This window comes from Acinetobacter indicus CIP 110367, assembly GCF_000488255.1.
GTDB classification, from domain to species: Bacteria; Pseudomonadota; Gammaproteobacteria; order Pseudomonadales; family Moraxellaceae; genus Acinetobacter; species Acinetobacter indicus.
Genome location: NZ_KI530745.1, coordinates 289953 through 307286, shown reverse-complemented (window position 1 = coordinate 307286; position 17334 = coordinate 289953). Strand labels below are relative to the sequence as shown.

The window sequence follows — 17334 nt, the reverse complement described above, 5'->3', positions numbered from 1 at the left end:
AAATTTCTTTTTTTAAATAGGAAAAATTGATGGAAGTTCGACAGCGTGGTTTGATGGCTGGTATTTTAACAGCTGCCCTCTTGGTTGCCCCTTTAGCAGCCGAAGCAAAACGTGCCGGTGGTGGTAAAAGCCATGGCATGAGCCGTTCAGCAACACCAACTCAATCTTACCAACAGCCTCGTCAAGCTACTCCTGCACAACAGCCCGCTCCAGCTACTGCGCCTGCGCAGCAAAAATCTGGTCCGGGTGTCGGTGGTATGGTCGCTGCGGGTGTTGCAGGTGCTGCGATTGGTGCAGTGGCTGCCAATGCCTTAGCAGATGATCAGCCAGCCAGCCAGGCACAGGCTCAACAGGAGGAAGAAGGTGGAATCCCAGGCTGGATCTGGATTCTCCTCGCTGCAGCAGTCGCCTTCTTCATTTTCCGCAAGATGGGCGCAAAAAAAAAATTAGCAGCCAATAACCCGTATGCGCCAAATAACGGTGCCAATAACGCACCGTTTGGTCAATCTGCTGCTGCACCACGTGCCGGTGGCGATAACACCAATATCTTTGGCCAGAACGTCGGTGGTTCAGCCCCAACCAACAATGCGCCATTTGGTGCAGCACCAGTGAATAACGCTGCCTTTGGTACCGCGTACACCAACAGTGGTAACCAGTTACCAGATGGTACGGAGCCAGCAGCCTTTCTGCGTGTTGCACGTCAGCGTTTTAACCATATTCAGTCTATGAATACGGCCAGCAATATTGCTGAAATTCAGCGTTATTTAACCCCTGATCTGTACCAGTCAATGTATCAGGACATCATGGCCAATCAGGATCAGGATGTGGCTGAGTTTTCTAACCTGAATGCGATGGTGGTCGATTCTGCTACTGAAAATGGTCAGTATGTAGTGAGTGTGCGCTTTACCGGTACGGTGAGTGAAGATTTAAACAGCTTGCCACAGCCATTCACTGAAATCTGGCATTTTGTTAAGCCAGCAGGTTCTAGCCAGGACTGGTTGGTTGCGGGTATCCAGCAAGAACACTAATTAAACCTAAGATCAAAAACAGCGGCTTCGGCCGCTGTTTTTGTTTTTGCACCGCCTGCGGAATGTTATTCATTTAGTTGCTTTATTTTGTCCCCAACCGATTATCTCGAGGGATGGAAAGACCTAGAGATGTGATACAGCGATCATCTCTATAAGACGGTATGTCTGCTCTGCGCCATTCAGTACGTTCCTACGTATTTTCGCTTGAGCTTACAATATCGCTCTTCACTAACAGACTGCTGATAAAATTCACCCATTAAAAAAAGCCCCGACCTGCGGAGCTTTTTCATGTTTAATTTACAGCGCGTACTGCGAGCTTATTCTGGTAATGGAATAAACTGTTTATCACTGTTTTGCACTTTACGCTCACCAACCACCACTTGCAGCTCTAAAGACTGTTCTTCACGTTCAATCAGGATATTCACCGGCTGGTTCGGTTGCTGCAGCGCCACATAATTAATCAGGTGTGATGTTGAGCTAATCTCTTCATCATTCACTTTCAGGATTTTATCGCCACGGCGAATACCGGCTTTGGCCGCAGGACCATTCGCCAAGACATCTGCCACCACCACGCCACTTTGTTTTGGCTCCAGAATATTCTGTTGCTGTACCGGCAATAAGCTAATACCTAACCAGCCACGTACCACGCGACCATCTTTTAAAATCGAGTTCAGTACCTGCTGACAGACCTGTGCCGGAATAGCAAAGCCAATGCCCAAAGAACCGCCCGATTGCGAGAAAATTGCGGTATTAACCCCAATTAAGTTCCCGGCCACATCAATTAGCGCACCGCCGGAATTCCCCGGGTTAATGGCAGCATCAGTCTGAATAAAGTCTTCATAGGTATTAATGCCTAAATCCGAACGACCGGTCGCGGAAATAATCCCCTGAGTGACGGTTTGGCCTACCCCAAACGGGTTACCAATCGCCAGCACCACATCACCGACTTCATTGCCACTGAGTTTAAATGGTAAAACCGGTAACTGATCCAGCTCAATTTTAATTACCGCCAAGTCGGTATCCGGATCGGTGCCGACCACTTTTGCCTCGGCACGACGGCCATCATGCAAGGCCACCACAATCTGATCGGCCTGGGCAATCACATGGTTATTCGTCAAAATGTAACCATCGGCACGTACAATCACCCCGGAACCGAGGCTGTTTTCATTGGGTCCTTGGCGATATTGTTCCGGCAACTGATCACCAAAAAATTCACGGAACGCCGGATCATTAAACAAAGGATGATTAGGCTGCTTGATTTTCTGGGTGGTAAAAATATTGACCACGGCCGGTGCCGCCACTTTTACGGCAGCACTATAAGACACCACCCCGCCAGTACGGGTGGTATCAATCAGCGGTTCTACTTTTTCAGCAGGCATTTTTACCCCATCCGGGGCAACGGGAGCTTTCGGTTTTTGAAACTGTTGCCAGCCCAAAAAGCCAATAATCACGATAATAAGTAACACCCAAGGTAACCATGTAAAGGTCCGGCGCACAGCTCTATCCTCTAAAATTTTTTAATTCATTGATGACTAAGTAATTTATGACCTATTGTAAAGCGAAATACATAAGGAAACATAAAAATCACTAAAGAGTTTTGTGCTGCTTTAGTTACAATTCAAAATATGTTTTGATGATAACAATATTAAAGGCTTTTGAGAGATTTATGGTTAAGCTGCATGACCTGATCCGCTGGTGTGATCAAACCTTAAAATCAGCCGAGTTTAAAGACTATGCCCCAAACGGCTTGCAAATTGAAGGCAAACCGGAAGTCAAAAAAATTCTGTGTGCGGTAACTGCATCACAAGATGCAATTGAAGCCGCCATTGCCGAGCAAGCCGATGTGCTGCTGGTGCATCATGGCTATTTCTGGAAAGGTGAACCCTACCCGATTACCGGAATGCGCGGTAAACGCATTAAAAGCCTAATCCAGCATGATATTTCACTGGTAGGTTATCATTTACCGCTCGATTCACATCCTGAACTGGGCAATAATGCGGCCATTGCTGATATTTTGGGACTGGAGCAACTGGAAGCACTGGACCCGAGTGAACGTCATCCGATTGGCAATATTGGCTATTTAAAACAGGCCATGTCACCAGAAGCGTTTAAAGCCCTGTTAAGTGAAAAACTGGGGTTTGATACCATTCATTTACCGGCCAATCCAACCGAAATCCGCAAAGTCGGTTTCTGTACCGGCGGCGCGCAGGATTATATTCATAAAGCCGCAGCGCAAGACTGTGATGCCTATATTTCTGGCGAAGTGTCAGAACGTACCTTTTATGAAGCCAAAGAACTGGGCGTCCATTATTATGCCTGTGGCCATCACGCGACTGAACGCTACGGTGTACAGCGTTTGGGACAGGCGCTGGCACGCGAATTTAATCTCGAATATGTCTATTTCGAATTGAATAATCCGATTTAAAACTTGGGAGATGAATTGAGGCTGGCTTATACGTATAAATTAAGGATTTATTGTGTAATGTTATTTATAAGCAATGCGCAATTTTGTTGAATAATCTATTACAATAAGCCGACTTAAACTCAAAACCCAGCATAAGCAAGGAATTGAAAACATGACAACGATTACTTTACCAGCATTACCATATGGTTACGAAGATCTTGCGCCGCACATCAGCAAAGAGACTTTAGAATTTCACCATGACAAGCACCACAACACCTATGTTGTGAACCTGAACAACCTGATCGCAGGTACTGAGCTTGAAGGTAAAACTTTAGAAGAAATCATCAAGGCAAGTGCTGGCGATGCTTCTAAAGCAGGTATTTTCAACAATGCTGCACAAGTATGGAACCACACGTTCTACTGGAACTGTATGGCGAAAAACGGTGGCGGTAAACCTACTGGCGCAATTGCAGCAAAAATTGATGAAGCTTTCGGTTCATACGAAAAATTTGCTGAAGAATTTGCAACTGCTGCTGCAACTCAATTCGGTTCAGGTTGGGCATGGTTAGTGGCTGACGACGTAAACGGCAAACTGTCAATCATGAAAACTTCAAATGCAGATACGCCAATGGCGCACGGCAAAATTGCAGTATTAACCATTGACGTTTGGGAACACGCTTACTACATCGACTTCCGTAACGCACGTCCTAAGTACATCTCGACTTTCCTTGAAAGCCTGGTGAACTGGGATTATGCCAACGCGAAACTTGCAGGCCAACCAGCTGGCGTAGAAAAATAATTTTATTTTTCTGTGTAAAAAATCACCCTTTAAGGGTGATTTTTTTATTTTTAGGGAATAACTGCATAAATCTAAGGCAAATGATTCATTTGTTTAAATAATCTGGTTGACGACCGGCGCATTCCTCCCTAAAATGCGCATCAGATTCTCCAATAGCTCAGTCGGTAGAGCGACGGACTGTTAATCCGCAGGTCCCTGGTTCGAGCCCAGGTTGGAGAGCCATCTAATCTCCCATAGCTCAGTCGGTAGAGCGACGGACTGTTAATCCGCAGGTCCCTGGTTCGAGCCCAGGTGGGAGAGCCAAGATTCTAAAAACCCACTCCAGTTGAGTGGGTTTTTTTATGGCGTTTAGATTGGGGGATTCAATGAGAATCATCATCCTAAAATAGCCCCTACCTGTACCACGGCACCCTGCCCGTCATAGACCAGTAAAAGCCACACACCAAGCTTTCTGCTTCCAAACGCCTTCATTCGTTTATTTTTAATTCAGTTAAACTGAAAAACTACATTTTTTCAGGCCGCGGACTTGACCACCTGCCCTTTGCCGCCTAGAATGCGTTTCAGATTCTCCCATAGCTCAGTCGGTAGAGCGACGGACTGTTAATCCGCAGGTCCCTGGTTCGAGCCCAGGTGGGAGAGCCAAGATTCTAAAAACCCACTCCATTTGAGTGGGTTTTTTCTTTATACAAGTATGTGTTGTGTTCAATAGCGCTCAGTCGACTTTCTTCTTTATTGGCTGCCTGGCCACACTGGTGCTGATGCTGCTGGTGGCGGCCTCCTATTTGCGCCCCAAACAGAAATATTTTCCGAAAAAAGTCATTACCCCGTTTGAAGCCAAGATGTTTGCCCGCTTAAAGCAGGCTTTTCCCGAACATCATATTCTGGCTCAAGTTGCTTTTAGTGCGTTAATTACCAATAGTAACTACAAGATCCGTTCCCGCTTTAATCGCAAGGTCACCGATTTTGTTTTGCTGGATCAGCAGATGAATGTGGTGATTATTATTGAACTGGATGATCCCACTCATATTGGCAAAGAAAGCGAAGATGCCGAGCGGGATGCCATGTTGCTTGAGGCGGGCTATCAGGTGATCCGATACACGGAGATTCCGAGTATCAGACAATTGCAGCAGGATATTCTTTAATTAAGGCGCTACAGCTTCAGAAGCTGCTGGTTTCGCATTGGCCTGTTGTTGAGCTTGTTGCTGCGCCTGCTGCTGTTCAGCCGCTTCACGCGCTTTAATCCGCGCAATCACCTCTGCCTGCTGCTGTTTGTATTTTTCCTGATTTTTCGCATCGCTGTTGACAGCCAGAAACGCCATACTGACCAGAAAAACAGGAATCAGCAGACCTAAACTGGCCAACAGAATAATCTTTTTGGTATTGGGTGGCTGATTCGGTCGTTGCTGTTCAGGCGCGGTCATGAGAGAGTCCTCTGTCAGATGCATCAAAATGACGCTCAATATAACAAAATCATTTTCGAGGACAAAGCCTCTGTTGATGTTTGCTTGAACCTGAAGATACAACACAGCCGCCTGTACGGCTACAGACGGCTGCGTTACAGATCACGTCAGACTGCTCATCTACCCGATTAGAGGTTCAGCTGAATCTCGCCAAAAACCTGAGTTAAACAGGCCAGATGATCAAAGCCTTGTTCTGGTGTATCCTGCATCCGCCAAGCCACATAGCCATCCGGACGTACCAACACGGCACCGGCATCGGCAATTTCCGATTTTTGCTGCCAGGTGGCATAGACATCGCGATGTTCACGTGAACCAATCTGAATCACATCCAGATAGTCCAGCTTTAACCGGGCCGCTGCCGCTTTCCATGCTGCACCCGATAAACCGGTCAGTAGCGTAAAGCGCCCTTTACCGACAATATCCAGGGTGGAATGTTTATAGCCCTGCGCATCAATCAGCCAGGTATGCGGTAGTTTGGCACCCGGACGTGTGGTGGCTTGCAAATACAGCTGCGGGTCCTGTACAAAGATTTCTTTATCTGTTTCTGCCAGCACGGCATTGGACAGATAACGCTGGTTTAGCTCCACCCCTTGAGCATTAAACTCATAATGTTTAATCGCCAGCGCCTGATACAGCTTTTCCCGAATCTCGGCCGCTTCCGGTGTTTCCGCAAAAATCCGCTGCAACATCTCGGCCTGGGTCTGCACGCCCTGATCAAAACCAAATACTGCTTTTAAGTGCTTATAGTCAAAACGGGACTGGTTGGCACGCGCCACAATCTGCTTGCCCACCGGCGCCCGTTCATCACTATAAGAGTCCAGTAGCGCTGGCTTGGCCCAGCCTTTAAGCACATAAGCCAGCTTCCAGCCCAGGTTAAACGCATCCTGCATACAGGTGTTGGAACCTAAACCACTCGATGGCGGATGACGATGTACCGCATCGCCACCACAGAACACACGCCCCACCGAATACTGGGTGGCCCAGGTCTGATTGACATACCAGTAAGATACTTTTTCAATTTCGACCTGCTGCACCTCTTCACCCACAAAGGTGTTCAGTCGCGCCCGAACCTGGGCTTCGGTGACTTGCGGCTCGCCTTTGCTGATATCAAAGCCCCAGCCCATAATCCATTCATTCCAGGGCTGAATGGCACGTAGCAATCCCATGCCCAAGTCACCAAAACTGGCTTCCGGATTCACAATCCATTGTAAAATGGCCGGACGATGCGCCACGTATTTGGACAGGTCGGCTTTAAAAGTGACGTACACGGTTCCGGCACGCGCCATCACTCCTTCTAAGGGCAGCTTCAACTCTTCGACAATTTTCGAACGCGCCCCATCCATACCAATTAAATATTTGGCTCGCAGGCTAAATTCAGTTTGGGTCACCCGATTCAGGAAGGTCGCGGTTACGCCGTGCTCATCCTGAGTATGTGATAAATATTCAGTATTGAAGTTATAAATCGCACCGCGTTCGGCCGCATTCTTGACCAGCAGTGCTTCCATTTTCGGCTGGATCAGATCGACAAAGGGACATGGACTGCCTTTGATGTAATCGCCATGACGTTCATCGCCCGTGCCCCAGCAGCTCATCCGGGCAATTTCTTCCCCGACCAGACTGGTGGTGAGTAAACTTTCGCCCATCTGCTGCCACGGCGTGGCAATGGCTTTGACCTGCTCTTCAATGCCCAAGTCACGCAGAACTTCCATCGCACGCTGATTGGTAATATGCGCACGCGGACTGTTGGCCAGCCAGTTAAACTGGGTAAACAGCTGTACCCCGATGCCATAACTGACCAAGGCCAGTCCCAAAGTAGAACCCGCCGGCCCCGTACCAATTACCAGCACATCAGTATCATAGTGTGTAGACATTCCGGACTCCTTTCCCCGCTGTATCTGTTGCAGAATATTTGTATGCAGTGTAATCCGCCCCATCCAGACCGCCTATTTCTATGCGTATAAACGATAGTGCTATTGGTTTTAGCTCTAGTCAGCTGCTGGATAAAACACATCGGCTGATGTGAAATGCAGTTCAGACTGTGTTGGGTTACACTAGGACGATGATCTGCACGGTGGATGAAAGTCATGGAATTAAGGCATTTACGCTATTTTGCAGCGGTGGCAGAAGAACAGAGTTTTACCAAAGCAGCCGATAAACTCTTTACTGCCCAGCCCTCTTTAAGCCAGCAGATTAAGGATTTAGAAGAAGAGGTCGGGGTGCGTTTGCTGGATCGCTCCGCGCGGCAGATTCAACTGACCGATGAAGGCCGGGCCTTTTTACCTTATGCCCTGCAGGCCATAGAAAATGCCAAACTTGCAATTGCCGCAGCGCGTCAGGTGGCGCATCAGAAAAACAACCAGATTCATATTGGCTTATTGAACGTGGCCGAGCTGAAAGTGCTACCGCTGATGCTGGAACGCTTAAAACAGGCTATTCCCAACCTGCAGATTCATATCCAGAGTCTGACCTGTCTGGAACAGATTCAGCGCCTTAAAAATGCCGAGCTGGATTTAAGCCTGACCCGCTATGCCATTCAGCAGGATGATTTTGTCGATCTTCCCATTTTGTCAGAGAAAATCTATCTGGTGTCAGGGCAAAAATCTGCACCGACCAAGTCGCGGATGAGTGCTGAAGCCTTGCTGCAACAGCGGCTGATTATGTGCGAGCAAACCGCTTCTCCGGTGTTTTATGAACAGGTCACCCGGCAGGTGCCGATTGAACAGATGCCGGCCGAGCAGTTACTCTGGGTCACCAATGTATTGCAGCATATTAATCTAATTAATCTGGGGATGGGCTACAGTTTTGTGCCGGAATATCTGCTGCGCTTTCTGAATGAGCATGTGGCGATCATTGAAACCGATTTTGAAGTTCAGCCGCTCCATCTATATGCCAATTACCGTAAAAATAACCATAATCTGGCACTGCAGCTCATTACTCAGGAACTGGCCAAACTCGAAATCTCGGTCACTGAGAGCTGATCAGCCCCGATCTTCCGGACTGATCAGCGAGTTTTTCAGGAGGACATTATTGCGCAGGCATGCGGGTTTGAATAAAGCGCACCAGCTCGGCATTTCTCTGCACAATGGCCTGGGTATGCGAGGCACCCGGGACCAATTCATATTCAACCGTCGTCCCCATTTCTCTTAAGTTATCTACCAGTGCCGTGGTGACAGCTGCCGGTACAGCAGTATCTGCCTCACCCTGAATCACCATAATCGGTTTATCCAGCTTTTTGGTGGCCGGCTGGTTAAGGGCCAGGAACTGCTTAATGGTTGCATTGTCCTGGAAATTTGCCGTCAGCCCCGGATAATCAGCCACAGCAAGACCACTATTTTCAGTAAAGGCATCTATATCTTCTCTAAAGGACTGCATCAGCTCGTCCAGACATTGGCCATTTTCACCATTGTTGCCTTCGGCTTCTGGCACAATATCCTGCGATTCCGGCTGGAAGATGCTGAGGTAATTAAAGTCCGGTTCATAGGCTTTAATGCCGACCGCGACATAGGCAGCATAGGCCATCAGTTCTGCATAGACATTACGGGCCGTTCCAACCGGATACAGACCAACACTCTCTGCCAGCTCCAGATCATGAATGGCCGCCGGCGCGACTTCCGCAATGATGTAACCCAGACTCGAAGCCGGTGCTGCTGCCACTGCACCTTTATAATTGGCATCCTGATTGGCAAATTCCGCAGTACCTAAAGAGGCATGACCACCCTGTGACTGCCCCACCGACATCCAGGCACCATGCATGTGTGCACCCAGATCTTCTTTTAAGGCGCGTACTGAATAAATAGCAGACTGGGCCGCACTTTCTAAATGTAAATACGGATGAATGCCCGGCGTGCCCAGCCCTTCATAATCTGGCGCGACAATCACATAGCCTGCGGCCAGTAAACTTTCCGCCATGGCCTTAAAACGCGGATTTAAACTGTTGCGACTCGGTGCACAATGATCAGCAATGCCCACTGTTCCATGTTCCCAGACCACCACACGCCAGCCATCTACCGGACGAGGTGCGGACGGATAAAATACCATGGCGGTAGCTTCTGTTTTCTGGTCACGTACATTTGGCATTTTATAGGTCATGACCCGGATGATCGCACCTTCAATACCATCTTAGGTATAGGCAGCATCAGATACAAAAGTTTTGTCACGGATAAAGTTAAAGTCATTATCATCGCCACCACATGCTGTAAATAACAGCGCCGAGGAGCAGGTTACCGCCAATAACAGTTTTTTAAATGTCGTTGTCATCTTGAATTCCTCTTTATCTTCTTGTTGTTAAGTACTCAGCCTGAGTTCTTTGAATTAAGCATAAAAAAAGCATCCTGCTCGGATGCTTTGTTGGCTTTTTGTAAGATCAGACCAAATGCATAAACCTAGAGAAGTGCAAGAAAAATTCCGGCAAAAATCATCAGCCCAACCCAACGGTTATGCCGAAAAGCCCAGAAACATTGCTGCGGATTGCGGTCTTTGGTTTTGTGCCATTGATAGATAAAATCCAGTGCCACCACAGCCAGTGCCACCAGACCAAATGGCATGAACAGATTTTCGATCCACAACGCCGCGCCAATCAGGAGCAGACTGATCAGCTGCAAGGCAGAAATAATCTCAATATCATAACGGCCAAATAAAATGGCGGTCGATTTCACCCCAATTTTGAGATCATATTCGCGGTCAGTAATCGCATATTGAGTGTCATAGGCCACAGTCCAGGCCAGGTTGCCAAAGTACAATAACCAGCAGGTTAAATCCGGGGTTGCACCCACCGCGGTATAGGCCATAGGAATAGACCATGAAAATGCGGCGCCCAGAAATACCTGCGGTAAATGAGTATAGCGTTTCATAAAGGGGTAGATAAAAGCCAGAAATAACGCCCCAAACGACCAGTAAAAGGTTTCAAGCGGCAAGAACAACAACAGGCAGGCACTGGCAGCAACCAGCACCAGAAACACCATCACCGCTTCTTTGGCCCTAATGATGCCGGTGGCCAAAGGACGGGTTTTGGTGCGCTCAACATGGGCATCGACTTTACGGTCGGCAAAGTCATTAATGGCACAGCCTGCCGCACGCATAAAGATCACACCCAGAATTATTGGAATCAGCACACCTATGGTCGGTGTTCCCTGAGCAGCAATCCATAAGGCCCACATGGTTGGCCAGAACACCAGTTCGGTGCCAATCGGCTTATCAAAACGGCATAAATAGTAATAGGCTTCCAAGCGCTCACGCCAGGTAATTGAATGTGCAGTTGCCATGACTGTCCTTAACCACGTTGCTGTTGAAAAGAAGAATGTAGAAATTGCTCAAAGCTGGGCAAGAAACTTTCTTGCACAATAAATTTACAGCCATGCCAAGTATAGCAGCTCTGTCTGGTCCAGCCTTCGGGCAATAAAATCACCCGGCGCTCACAGGCCGGATTGGTACGTTGAAACAAAAACCGACCAATCGGCTTTTTACCAATATGCTTGAACAGGCGTGCTTTTTTTTGCAGGCTTAAAATCGGAAAAATACTTTTGGCTTGAACCCAGGGCTGCTCTTCACAGCCATATAAATAGCTTTCCCGCACCCAGGAGGTATGCTGATGCGGCATGCCCAGCCATTTGGCATCTTCAAAGCTCAGGCGCTGGAAACTTTCGCGCAGTGGCTGTACCTGAAACTGGCCACCGGCCAGATCGGTTAATTGTTGTGTCAGAGAGCCCGGTGCATACAGCCATGTCTTCAATCCTGCAGGAATGGTCTGATCCTGAAATTGACAGGTCTGTTGGCCGCGCATCACTTATTCCCCTTTTATCGCTTGGCCTAGTGTAACTGAAATCTGTTACTAAACCATGGGCTTTTCAGCCAAAAAGCGCAAATGTCATATTCACTATCAATCTACCTCACCTAAATGAATATGAAGGCCATAAAAAAATCCGCGACAAGCGCGGATTTTCTGAGCATGAATCTGAGGTCAAATTACAGGCTGTAGTACATGTCTAATTCAACTGGGTGAGTAGTCGTGTTCAGACGACGAACTTCTTCAGTTTTCAGCTCGATATAAGCATCGAGCATTTCTTTTGTAAACACGCCACCTTTTAACAGGTAGTCATGGTCAGCGGCCAGTGCTTCCAGCGCCATTTCAAGGCTGTGAGCAACGGTTGGAATTTTTGCTTCTTCTTCCGGTGGAAGATCGTACAGGTTCTTGTCCGCAGCTTCACCTGGGTGAATCTTGTTCTGGATACCGTCAATACCCGCCATTAACAGTGCCGCGAAACCTAAGTACGGGTTCATCATTGGATCTGGGAAACGTGCTTCAATACGTTTGCCTTTCGGGCTAGACACGTAAGGAATACGGATAGAAGCAGAACGGTTACGCGCTGAGTAAGCCAGCATAATCGGTGCTTCGAAGTGCGGAACCAGACGCTTGTACGAGTTAGTCGAAGGGTTAGTAATCGCATTCAATGAACGGGCATGCTTGATGATACCGCCAATGAAGTACAGTGCCATTTCAGACAGACCAGCGTATTCATCACCCGCGAACAGGTTTTTGCCGTCTTTAGAGATCGACATATGCACGTGCATACCTGAACCGTTATCGCCTACCATTGGTTTAGGCATAAACGTCGCAGTTTTCGCGTATTGGTGCGCTACGTTCCACACCGCATATTTGAACTGTTGCACTTCGTCAGCTTTACGCACCATGGTGTTGAAGCTCACACCAATCTCTAACTGGCAAGATGCAACTTCGTGGTGATGTACTTCTACACGACCTGGGCCCATGATCTCTTCGATTTTTGCACACATATCTGCACGCATATCGTGGTGAGAATCAACTGGAGGAACCGGGAAGTAACCGCCTTTAACGCGTGGACGGTGGCCAGAGTTACCAGACTCGTAGTCTTTACCTGTAGACCAAGCCGCTTCTTCAGCAATTAAAGTGTGGCGTGCGCCAGACATATCGATGTCCCATTTCACTTCGTCAAATACGAAGAATTCTGGTTCTGGGCCAAAGAATGCAGTATCACCAATACCGGTAGACTTTAAGTAATCTTCTGCACGGCGAGCAATCGAGCGTGGGTCACGTTCATAACCCTGACCTGTAGATGGTTCGATGACATCACAAGTCACGACAACTGTTGGTTCCGCAAAGAATGGGTCGATGAAACCAGTTTCAGCGTCTGGACGTAAAATCATGTCAGATGCTTCAATGCCTTTCCAACCAGCAATTGAAGAACCATCAAACATTTTACCGTCTTCGAAGGTATCTTCATCGATACTGTCTGCAGGGTAAGTTACGTGCTGCTCTTTACCCTTAGTATCAGTAAAGCGGAAATCGACCCATTTTGCACCACTTTCTTGTATGAGTTGAAGGACCTTGTTCGCCATGCTCATTTTGCTCCAATGATATTTTGTTGCACACCCAAGTGCGTGTTAGTAGTTGGCAGTTATTAAGCAATTACCGTACCAACTTTTAAAAGCAAAGTTAAAATATTGAATTTCTTATGAGAAATTAAGATTTAGGGATTTTGCTTTGTGCCTATTATACTAGGGCTATACTGAAATGCACCATATTCAAGCACTCTTTGCGATTTTTCCTGCAAAAGATTTCTCGTGTGTATCAAAATAGTGCAAATAATCAGGTTTCATTTTAACACAGCTTAATAATACTGCTGTTTATTTCGCCAATTTCGCGCTTCATGCGATTTTTCTAATGAATTTCAGACTGGATTAATTGAGTGATTTATAGATAAAAACTCTTTTTTCCAGTAAAAATCAGATTTTCATTTATTTCTGCTTATTTTTTCTTCAAGTGCTTTTCTGTGCGCTTTTCGCAAGTCGTGCTCAGCTAAATTTTTATGCCCATTTTAAAATGCGCCATTTTGGTGAATCTGCGTCATTATGCATCATTTTAGGGGTTTGGCAGCAAGAGGGGTCAACATCACAGCGGATACGTAAAAGCCACAAGCTGAATGCAGCTCAGCCATAAACTTAAAAGATTTCATCTGTATAAAAGCTATTCTGCTTGAAAATGTTCCGCCGCACATGTTTATTTTTTGCTATGATGATTTGCACTGCGTTTTCCCCGCATTTTTTCGCTCGAAAAATAGCCGTGTTGTGACCTCCCTCCACTTTGGAAAACCAGGCATTTCAGGGAATTCTTCAAGCACAGTCAGGTGCATAAATTTTGACAGGTTAAGCTCATGCTTTTGATGATCGATAATTACGACAGCTTTACTTACAACATCGTCCAGTATTTTGGCGAGTTAAATCAAGAAGTTAAAGTCGTTCGCAATGACAGCGTCACATTAGAAGATATTGAGCGATGGCAACCGAAGTATTTGGTGATTGGTCCCGGTCCGTGCTCGCCATCTGAAGCCGGCATTTCCATTCCAGCAATTCAGCATTTTGCCGGCAAAATCCCGTTATTGGGCGTATGTCTGGGCCATCAGAGTATTGGTCAGGCCTTTGGCGGCAACATTGTACGGGCCAAAAAAGTGATGCACGGCCGTTTATCGGATATGTATCACAGCGATCAGGGAATTTTCAGCAATTTGCCCTGCCCGTTTTCTGCGACCCGTTACCACTCGCTGGTGATTGATCAGGCGACTTTACCGGAATGCCTGGAAGTCACCTGCTGGACCAATGAAGCCGATGGTTCTATGGAAGAAATTATGGGCGTGAAACATAAGACATTGCCGGTTGAAGGCGTGCAGTTCCACCCGGAATCCATTTTGAGCCAGCATGGCCACAAAATCTTCCAGAACTTTTTAGAAATTTATGCCTAATTTGAACAAAGTGAACACCATGAATATTCAACAAGCTTTAAATCATATTACAAAACAGATTCACCTGACTCAGCCACAAATGGAAGATGTGATGCGTGCCATCATGTCGGGCGAAGCCACCGATGCACAAATTGGTGCCCTGATGATGGGCCTGCGCCTGAAAGGTGAAAGCATTGATGAAATTACCGCAGCCGCGCGCGTGATGCGTGAGTTCGCGATTAAAATTGACGTTAGCGATATTCCGTATCTGGTCGATATTGTCGGTACCGGCGGTGATGGCCAGAACCTGTTTAACGTATCGACGGCGTCCAGCTTTGTGATTGCAGCCGCTGGCGCCACCATTGCCAAACATGGTAACCGCGGCGTATCGACCAAATCAGGTTCCTCTGACCTGCTGGAACAGGCCGGAATTAACCTTGACCTGAACATGCAGCAAACTGAACGCTGTATCCGCGATATGGGCGTAGGTTTCCTGTTTGCGCCGAACCATCATAAAGCCATGAAATATGCAGTTGGCCCACGTAAAGAACTGGGTATTCGCAGTATTTTTAACCTGCTCGGCCCGCTTACGAATCCGGCCGGAGTTAAACGTTTTGTGATTGGCGTATTCTCCAGCGAACTCTGCCGCCCGATTGCTGAAGTGATGAACCAGCTGGGTGCTGAACACGTGCTGGTGGTGCATTCACGTGATGGTCTGGATGAAATCAGTCTGGCATCTGCCACGACCGTAGCAGAACTGAAAGATGGGGAAATCACCGAATGGACCATTACTCCAGAAGAAGTGGGCATTGAATCGCAAACCCTCACCGGTCTGGTGGTGGAAAACTCGGCAGAAAGTCTGGCCCTGATTAAAGATGCACTTGGCAAAAATAAATCTGAACGCGGTGAAAAAGCGGCCAACATGATTGCCCTGAATGCCGGCGCCGGGATTTATGTGTCTGGTCTGACCAAAACCTATCAACAGGGTGTGGCACTGGCGCATGACATTATTTATGGCGGTCAGGCACTGGAAAAAATGGGCGTACTGGCCGAATTTACCAAAACCTTAAAACAGTACGAAGCTTAAGACGGCAGGATAAAATCATGGTGGATATCGCAAATACCATTTTAGGTAAAATTGTTGATCGCAAACAGGAAGAGTTTGCTGCACGTCTGAAACAGCGCAGTCTGAATGATCTGGAACAACTGGCCCAGGCCGCCACACCGGTGCGCGGTTTTGCCCAAAGCTTGAAAAGCAAACGTCCGGGCGTGATTGCAGAAATAAAAAAGGCCTCGCCATCTAAAGGGATTATTCGTGAAAACTTTAATCCGGCTGAAATTGCCCAGCAATATGAAGCTGCCGGTGCTGCCTGTCTGTCTGTACTGACCGATATCGATTTTTTCCAGGGCGCTGATGAAAATATCGCGCTGGCCCGCAACCATTGCAGCCTGCCTGCACTGCGGAAAGACTTCCTGATTGATCCTTATGGTGTGGTTGAAGCTCGTGCACTACATGCCGACTGTATCTTGCTGATTGTAGCCTGCCTGTCAGACCAGCAACTGGAAGAAATGTCGAAAACCGCATTTGAACACAATCTGGATGTACTGGTTGAGGTGCATGACGAAGAAGAGCTGGAACGCGCTTTGCGTTTAAGTGATCGCTGTCTGCTTGGCGTGAACAACCGTAATTTAAAAACCTTTGATGTGGATTTAAACACCTCATTGCGTCTGAAAAAATTACTCGATCCAGCACGTTTACTGGTAACCGAAAGCGGTATTGCCACCCCGGCAGATGTCAAGATGATGCAGGAGCATGACATTCATGCCTTCCTGGTCGGTGAAAGCTTTATGAAACAACCGTGTCCGGATCAGGCCTTTAGCGAGCTGTTTGGTACGCCGCAAAAGGTCTAAGTCTTGGTGCAGTTCAGGAGGCAGGTTTATCCTGAACTGTGCAATTGCACTGCCCTACTTTCATAGGGCGGTCATCTTCCTATATCGCCCCATCTTAACATCTCTCATTTCAAGCCAGATGCAGCGCCAAGCTGAATCCGTTTCAGTTCAAATCAGGCGTAATTCAGACTATACTGGATTGAAATTTTATCCTCCTATTTTCGATTATGAGCAAACACGATTCTTCGCTATCGAAAGAACAGTTTAAATTACTCAAAGACTTTAAAAAGCAGATCAGTAATCCGCATCCGCGCGTAGAGCCGGCAGCGCCGGCCATCAAAACTGCCGAACAGGAACAGGCCGAAGATTTTGAGCTGTTTCAAAAAGAAATGCGTGGGGTCCAGAAAATGGATCATGGCAATATCGCGCAGGTGAACCAACCGACCAAGAAAAAGCTGGATGCCCAGACCCTGGCTAAACGCGCAGCCGCCGAAGGCCCCATGCAAACTGATGAGACCATTTTGTCGGACACGCAAGCCATGCTCAATCCGGTGGGCAGTCAGGCCAGTTTAAGCTACCGCATTGCCACCTTGCAGCATAAGGTGTTTGAAGATTTAAAAGCTGGCAATTTGCGCTGGTTTGAAGCGGTCGACCTGCATGGCTGTACCGTGGAAGAAGCCCGGGTGGCCGTGCTGCAAATTATTCAGATGGCCAAAGATGAAAATCAGAACGTGATTAAAATTGTGCATGGGAAAGGCCCGGAAGCCATTTTAAAAACCTATGTCAATGGCTGGTTACGTCAGCATCGCGATGTTCTGGCCTTTGTCAGTGCGCCGGAAAAACAGGGCGGCACCGGTGCGGTGCTGGTTCTGCTAAAACGTGCAGAAAAGAATCCAAAGTTTAAACAATAAGCGGATTTTTCCTCAAAAGCAGGCATTGTTGCGGTTTTCTGCTACAATGCCGTCCTTGTTCAATATCAGTGTAAGTGAACACGTCTTATGTC

General features: G+C 47.4%; 15 protein-coding genes, 3 tRNA genes and 1 pseudogene. 12 read left to right on the top strand and 7 right to left on the bottom strand.

The genetic code is table 11. The features are described from left to right. Window positions 1-29: 29 nt before the first annotated feature. A complete protein-coding gene (locus tag P253_RS01515) occupies window positions 30-1028 on the top strand; it encodes a Tim44 domain-containing protein (protein WP_005176505.1) in 999 nt (332 codons plus the stop codon). A gap of 317 nt (window positions 1029-1345) precedes the next feature. Here the strand turns inward: P253_RS01515 and P253_RS01510 are convergent, their stop codons facing one another. Then, the gene (locus P253_RS01510; protein WP_005176504.1) at window positions 1346-2524 is read right to left on the bottom strand and encodes a trypsin-like peptidase domain-containing protein; all 1179 of its coding nucleotides are present in this window, start codon (window positions 2522-2524) and stop codon (window positions 1346-1348) included. Window positions 2525-2694: 170 nt separating this feature from the next. Between P253_RS01510 and P253_RS01505 the strand changes: the two genes are divergently transcribed. From P253_RS01505 to P253_RS01480, 6 genes are all read left to right on the top strand, one after another. Further along, a complete protein-coding gene (locus P253_RS01505) occupies window positions 2695-3453 on the top strand; it encodes a Nif3-like dinuclear metal center hexameric protein (protein WP_016659985.1) in 759 nt (252 codons plus the stop codon). A 151-nt stretch (window positions 3454-3604) separates the two neighbouring features. Beyond that, window positions 3605-4231, top strand: coding sequence for a superoxide dismutase (locus P253_RS01500; RefSeq protein ID WP_005176500.1), 627 nt, complete (start codon window positions 3605-3607; stop codon window positions 4229-4231). 146 nt (window positions 4232-4377) lie between these two features. Then, window positions 4378-4453, top strand: a tRNA-Asn gene (locus P253_RS01495). Between the two features lie 5 nt (window positions 4454-4458). Next, a tRNA-Asn gene (locus P253_RS01490) sits at window positions 4459-4534 on the top strand. 263 nt (window positions 4535-4797) lie between these two features. Beyond that, a tRNA-Asn gene (locus P253_RS01485) sits at window positions 4798-4873 on the top strand. 56 nt (window positions 4874-4929) lie between these two features. After that, the gene (locus tag P253_RS01480) at window positions 4930-5373 is read left to right on the top strand and encodes a DUF2726 domain-containing protein (protein ID WP_005176498.1); all 444 of its coding nucleotides are present in this window, start codon (window positions 4930-4932) and stop codon (window positions 5371-5373) included. Here the strand turns inward: P253_RS01480 and P253_RS01475 are convergent, their stop codons facing one another. Together P253_RS01475 and P253_RS01470 are read right to left on the bottom strand one after the other, a co-directional pair. Next, the gene (locus tag P253_RS01475) at window positions 5374-5652 is read right to left on the bottom strand and encodes a hypothetical protein (protein WP_016659984.1); all 279 of its coding nucleotides are present in this window, start codon (window positions 5650-5652) and stop codon (window positions 5374-5376) included. Between the two features lie 167 nt (window positions 5653-5819). Further along, window positions 5820-7562 (bottom strand): FAD-dependent monooxygenase, encoded by a 1743-nt coding sequence (locus tag P253_RS01470; protein ID WP_016659983.1) that lies wholly within the window; start codon window positions 7560-7562, stop codon window positions 5820-5822. A 213-nt stretch (window positions 7563-7775) separates the two neighbouring features. On the opposite strand from P253_RS01470, the gene P253_RS01465 reads away from it, so the two are divergent. Next, window positions 7776-8669, top strand: a complete 894-nt coding sequence (locus tag P253_RS01465) for a LysR family transcriptional regulator (protein WP_016659982.1) — start codon at window positions 7776-7778, stop codon at window positions 8667-8669. Between the two features lie 46 nt (window positions 8670-8715). Here the strand turns inward: P253_RS01465 and P253_RS01460 are convergent. The 4 genes and pseudogenes from P253_RS01460 to glnA all read right to left on the bottom strand — a co-directional run bounded on the left by P253_RS01460 (window position 8716) and on the right by glnA (window position 13068). Next, window positions 8716-9948, bottom strand: a pseudogene (locus tag P253_RS01460) (alpha/beta hydrolase family protein). A 125-nt stretch (window positions 9949-10073) separates the two neighbouring features. Continuing rightward, on the bottom strand, window positions 10074-10952 hold the full coding sequence (gene ubiA, locus P253_RS01455) for a 4-hydroxybenzoate octaprenyltransferase (protein ID WP_016659979.1): 879 nt from the start codon (window positions 10950-10952) through the stop codon (window positions 10074-10076). 8 nt (window positions 10953-10960) lie between these two features. Continuing rightward, window positions 10961-11470, bottom strand: coding sequence for a chorismate--pyruvate lyase family protein (locus tag P253_RS01450; RefSeq protein ID WP_016659978.1), 510 nt, complete (start codon window positions 11468-11470; stop codon window positions 10961-10963). Between the two features lie 182 nt (window positions 11471-11652). After that, window positions 11653-13068 carry a type I glutamate--ammonia ligase gene (gene glnA, locus P253_RS01445; RefSeq protein WP_171065055.1) on the bottom strand — a complete coding sequence of 472 codons (1416 nt, stop codon included), beginning with the start codon at window positions 13066-13068 and terminating at the stop codon, window positions 11653-11655. 809 nt (window positions 13069-13877) lie between these two features. Between glnA and P253_RS01440 the strand changes: the two genes are divergently transcribed. The 4 genes from P253_RS01440 to P253_RS01425 all read left to right on the top strand — a co-directional run bounded on the left by P253_RS01440 (window position 13878) and on the right by P253_RS01425 (window position 17242). Beyond that, window positions 13878-14462: an anthranilate synthase component II gene (locus P253_RS01440; protein WP_005176479.1), complete on the top strand. Its 585-nt coding sequence runs from the start codon at window positions 13878-13880 to the stop codon at window positions 14460-14462. Between the two features lie 19 nt (window positions 14463-14481). Beyond that, the gene (gene trpD, locus P253_RS01435) at window positions 14482-15528 is read left to right on the top strand and encodes an anthranilate phosphoribosyltransferase (protein ID WP_016659977.1); all 1047 of its coding nucleotides are present in this window, start codon (window positions 14482-14484) and stop codon (window positions 15526-15528) included. A gap of 17 nt (window positions 15529-15545) precedes the next feature. Then, complete coding sequence (trpC, locus tag P253_RS01430; RefSeq protein WP_016659976.1) at window positions 15546-16352, top strand: indole-3-glycerol phosphate synthase TrpC; 807 nt, start codon at window positions 15546-15548, stop codon at window positions 16350-16352. Window positions 16353-16558: 206 nt separating this feature from the next. Further along, entirely contained in the window at window positions 16559-17242 is a 684-nt protein-coding gene (locus tag P253_RS01425; protein WP_016659975.1) for a Smr/MutS family protein, read from the top strand. The last annotated feature ends 92 nt before the right edge of the window (window positions 17243-17334 follow it).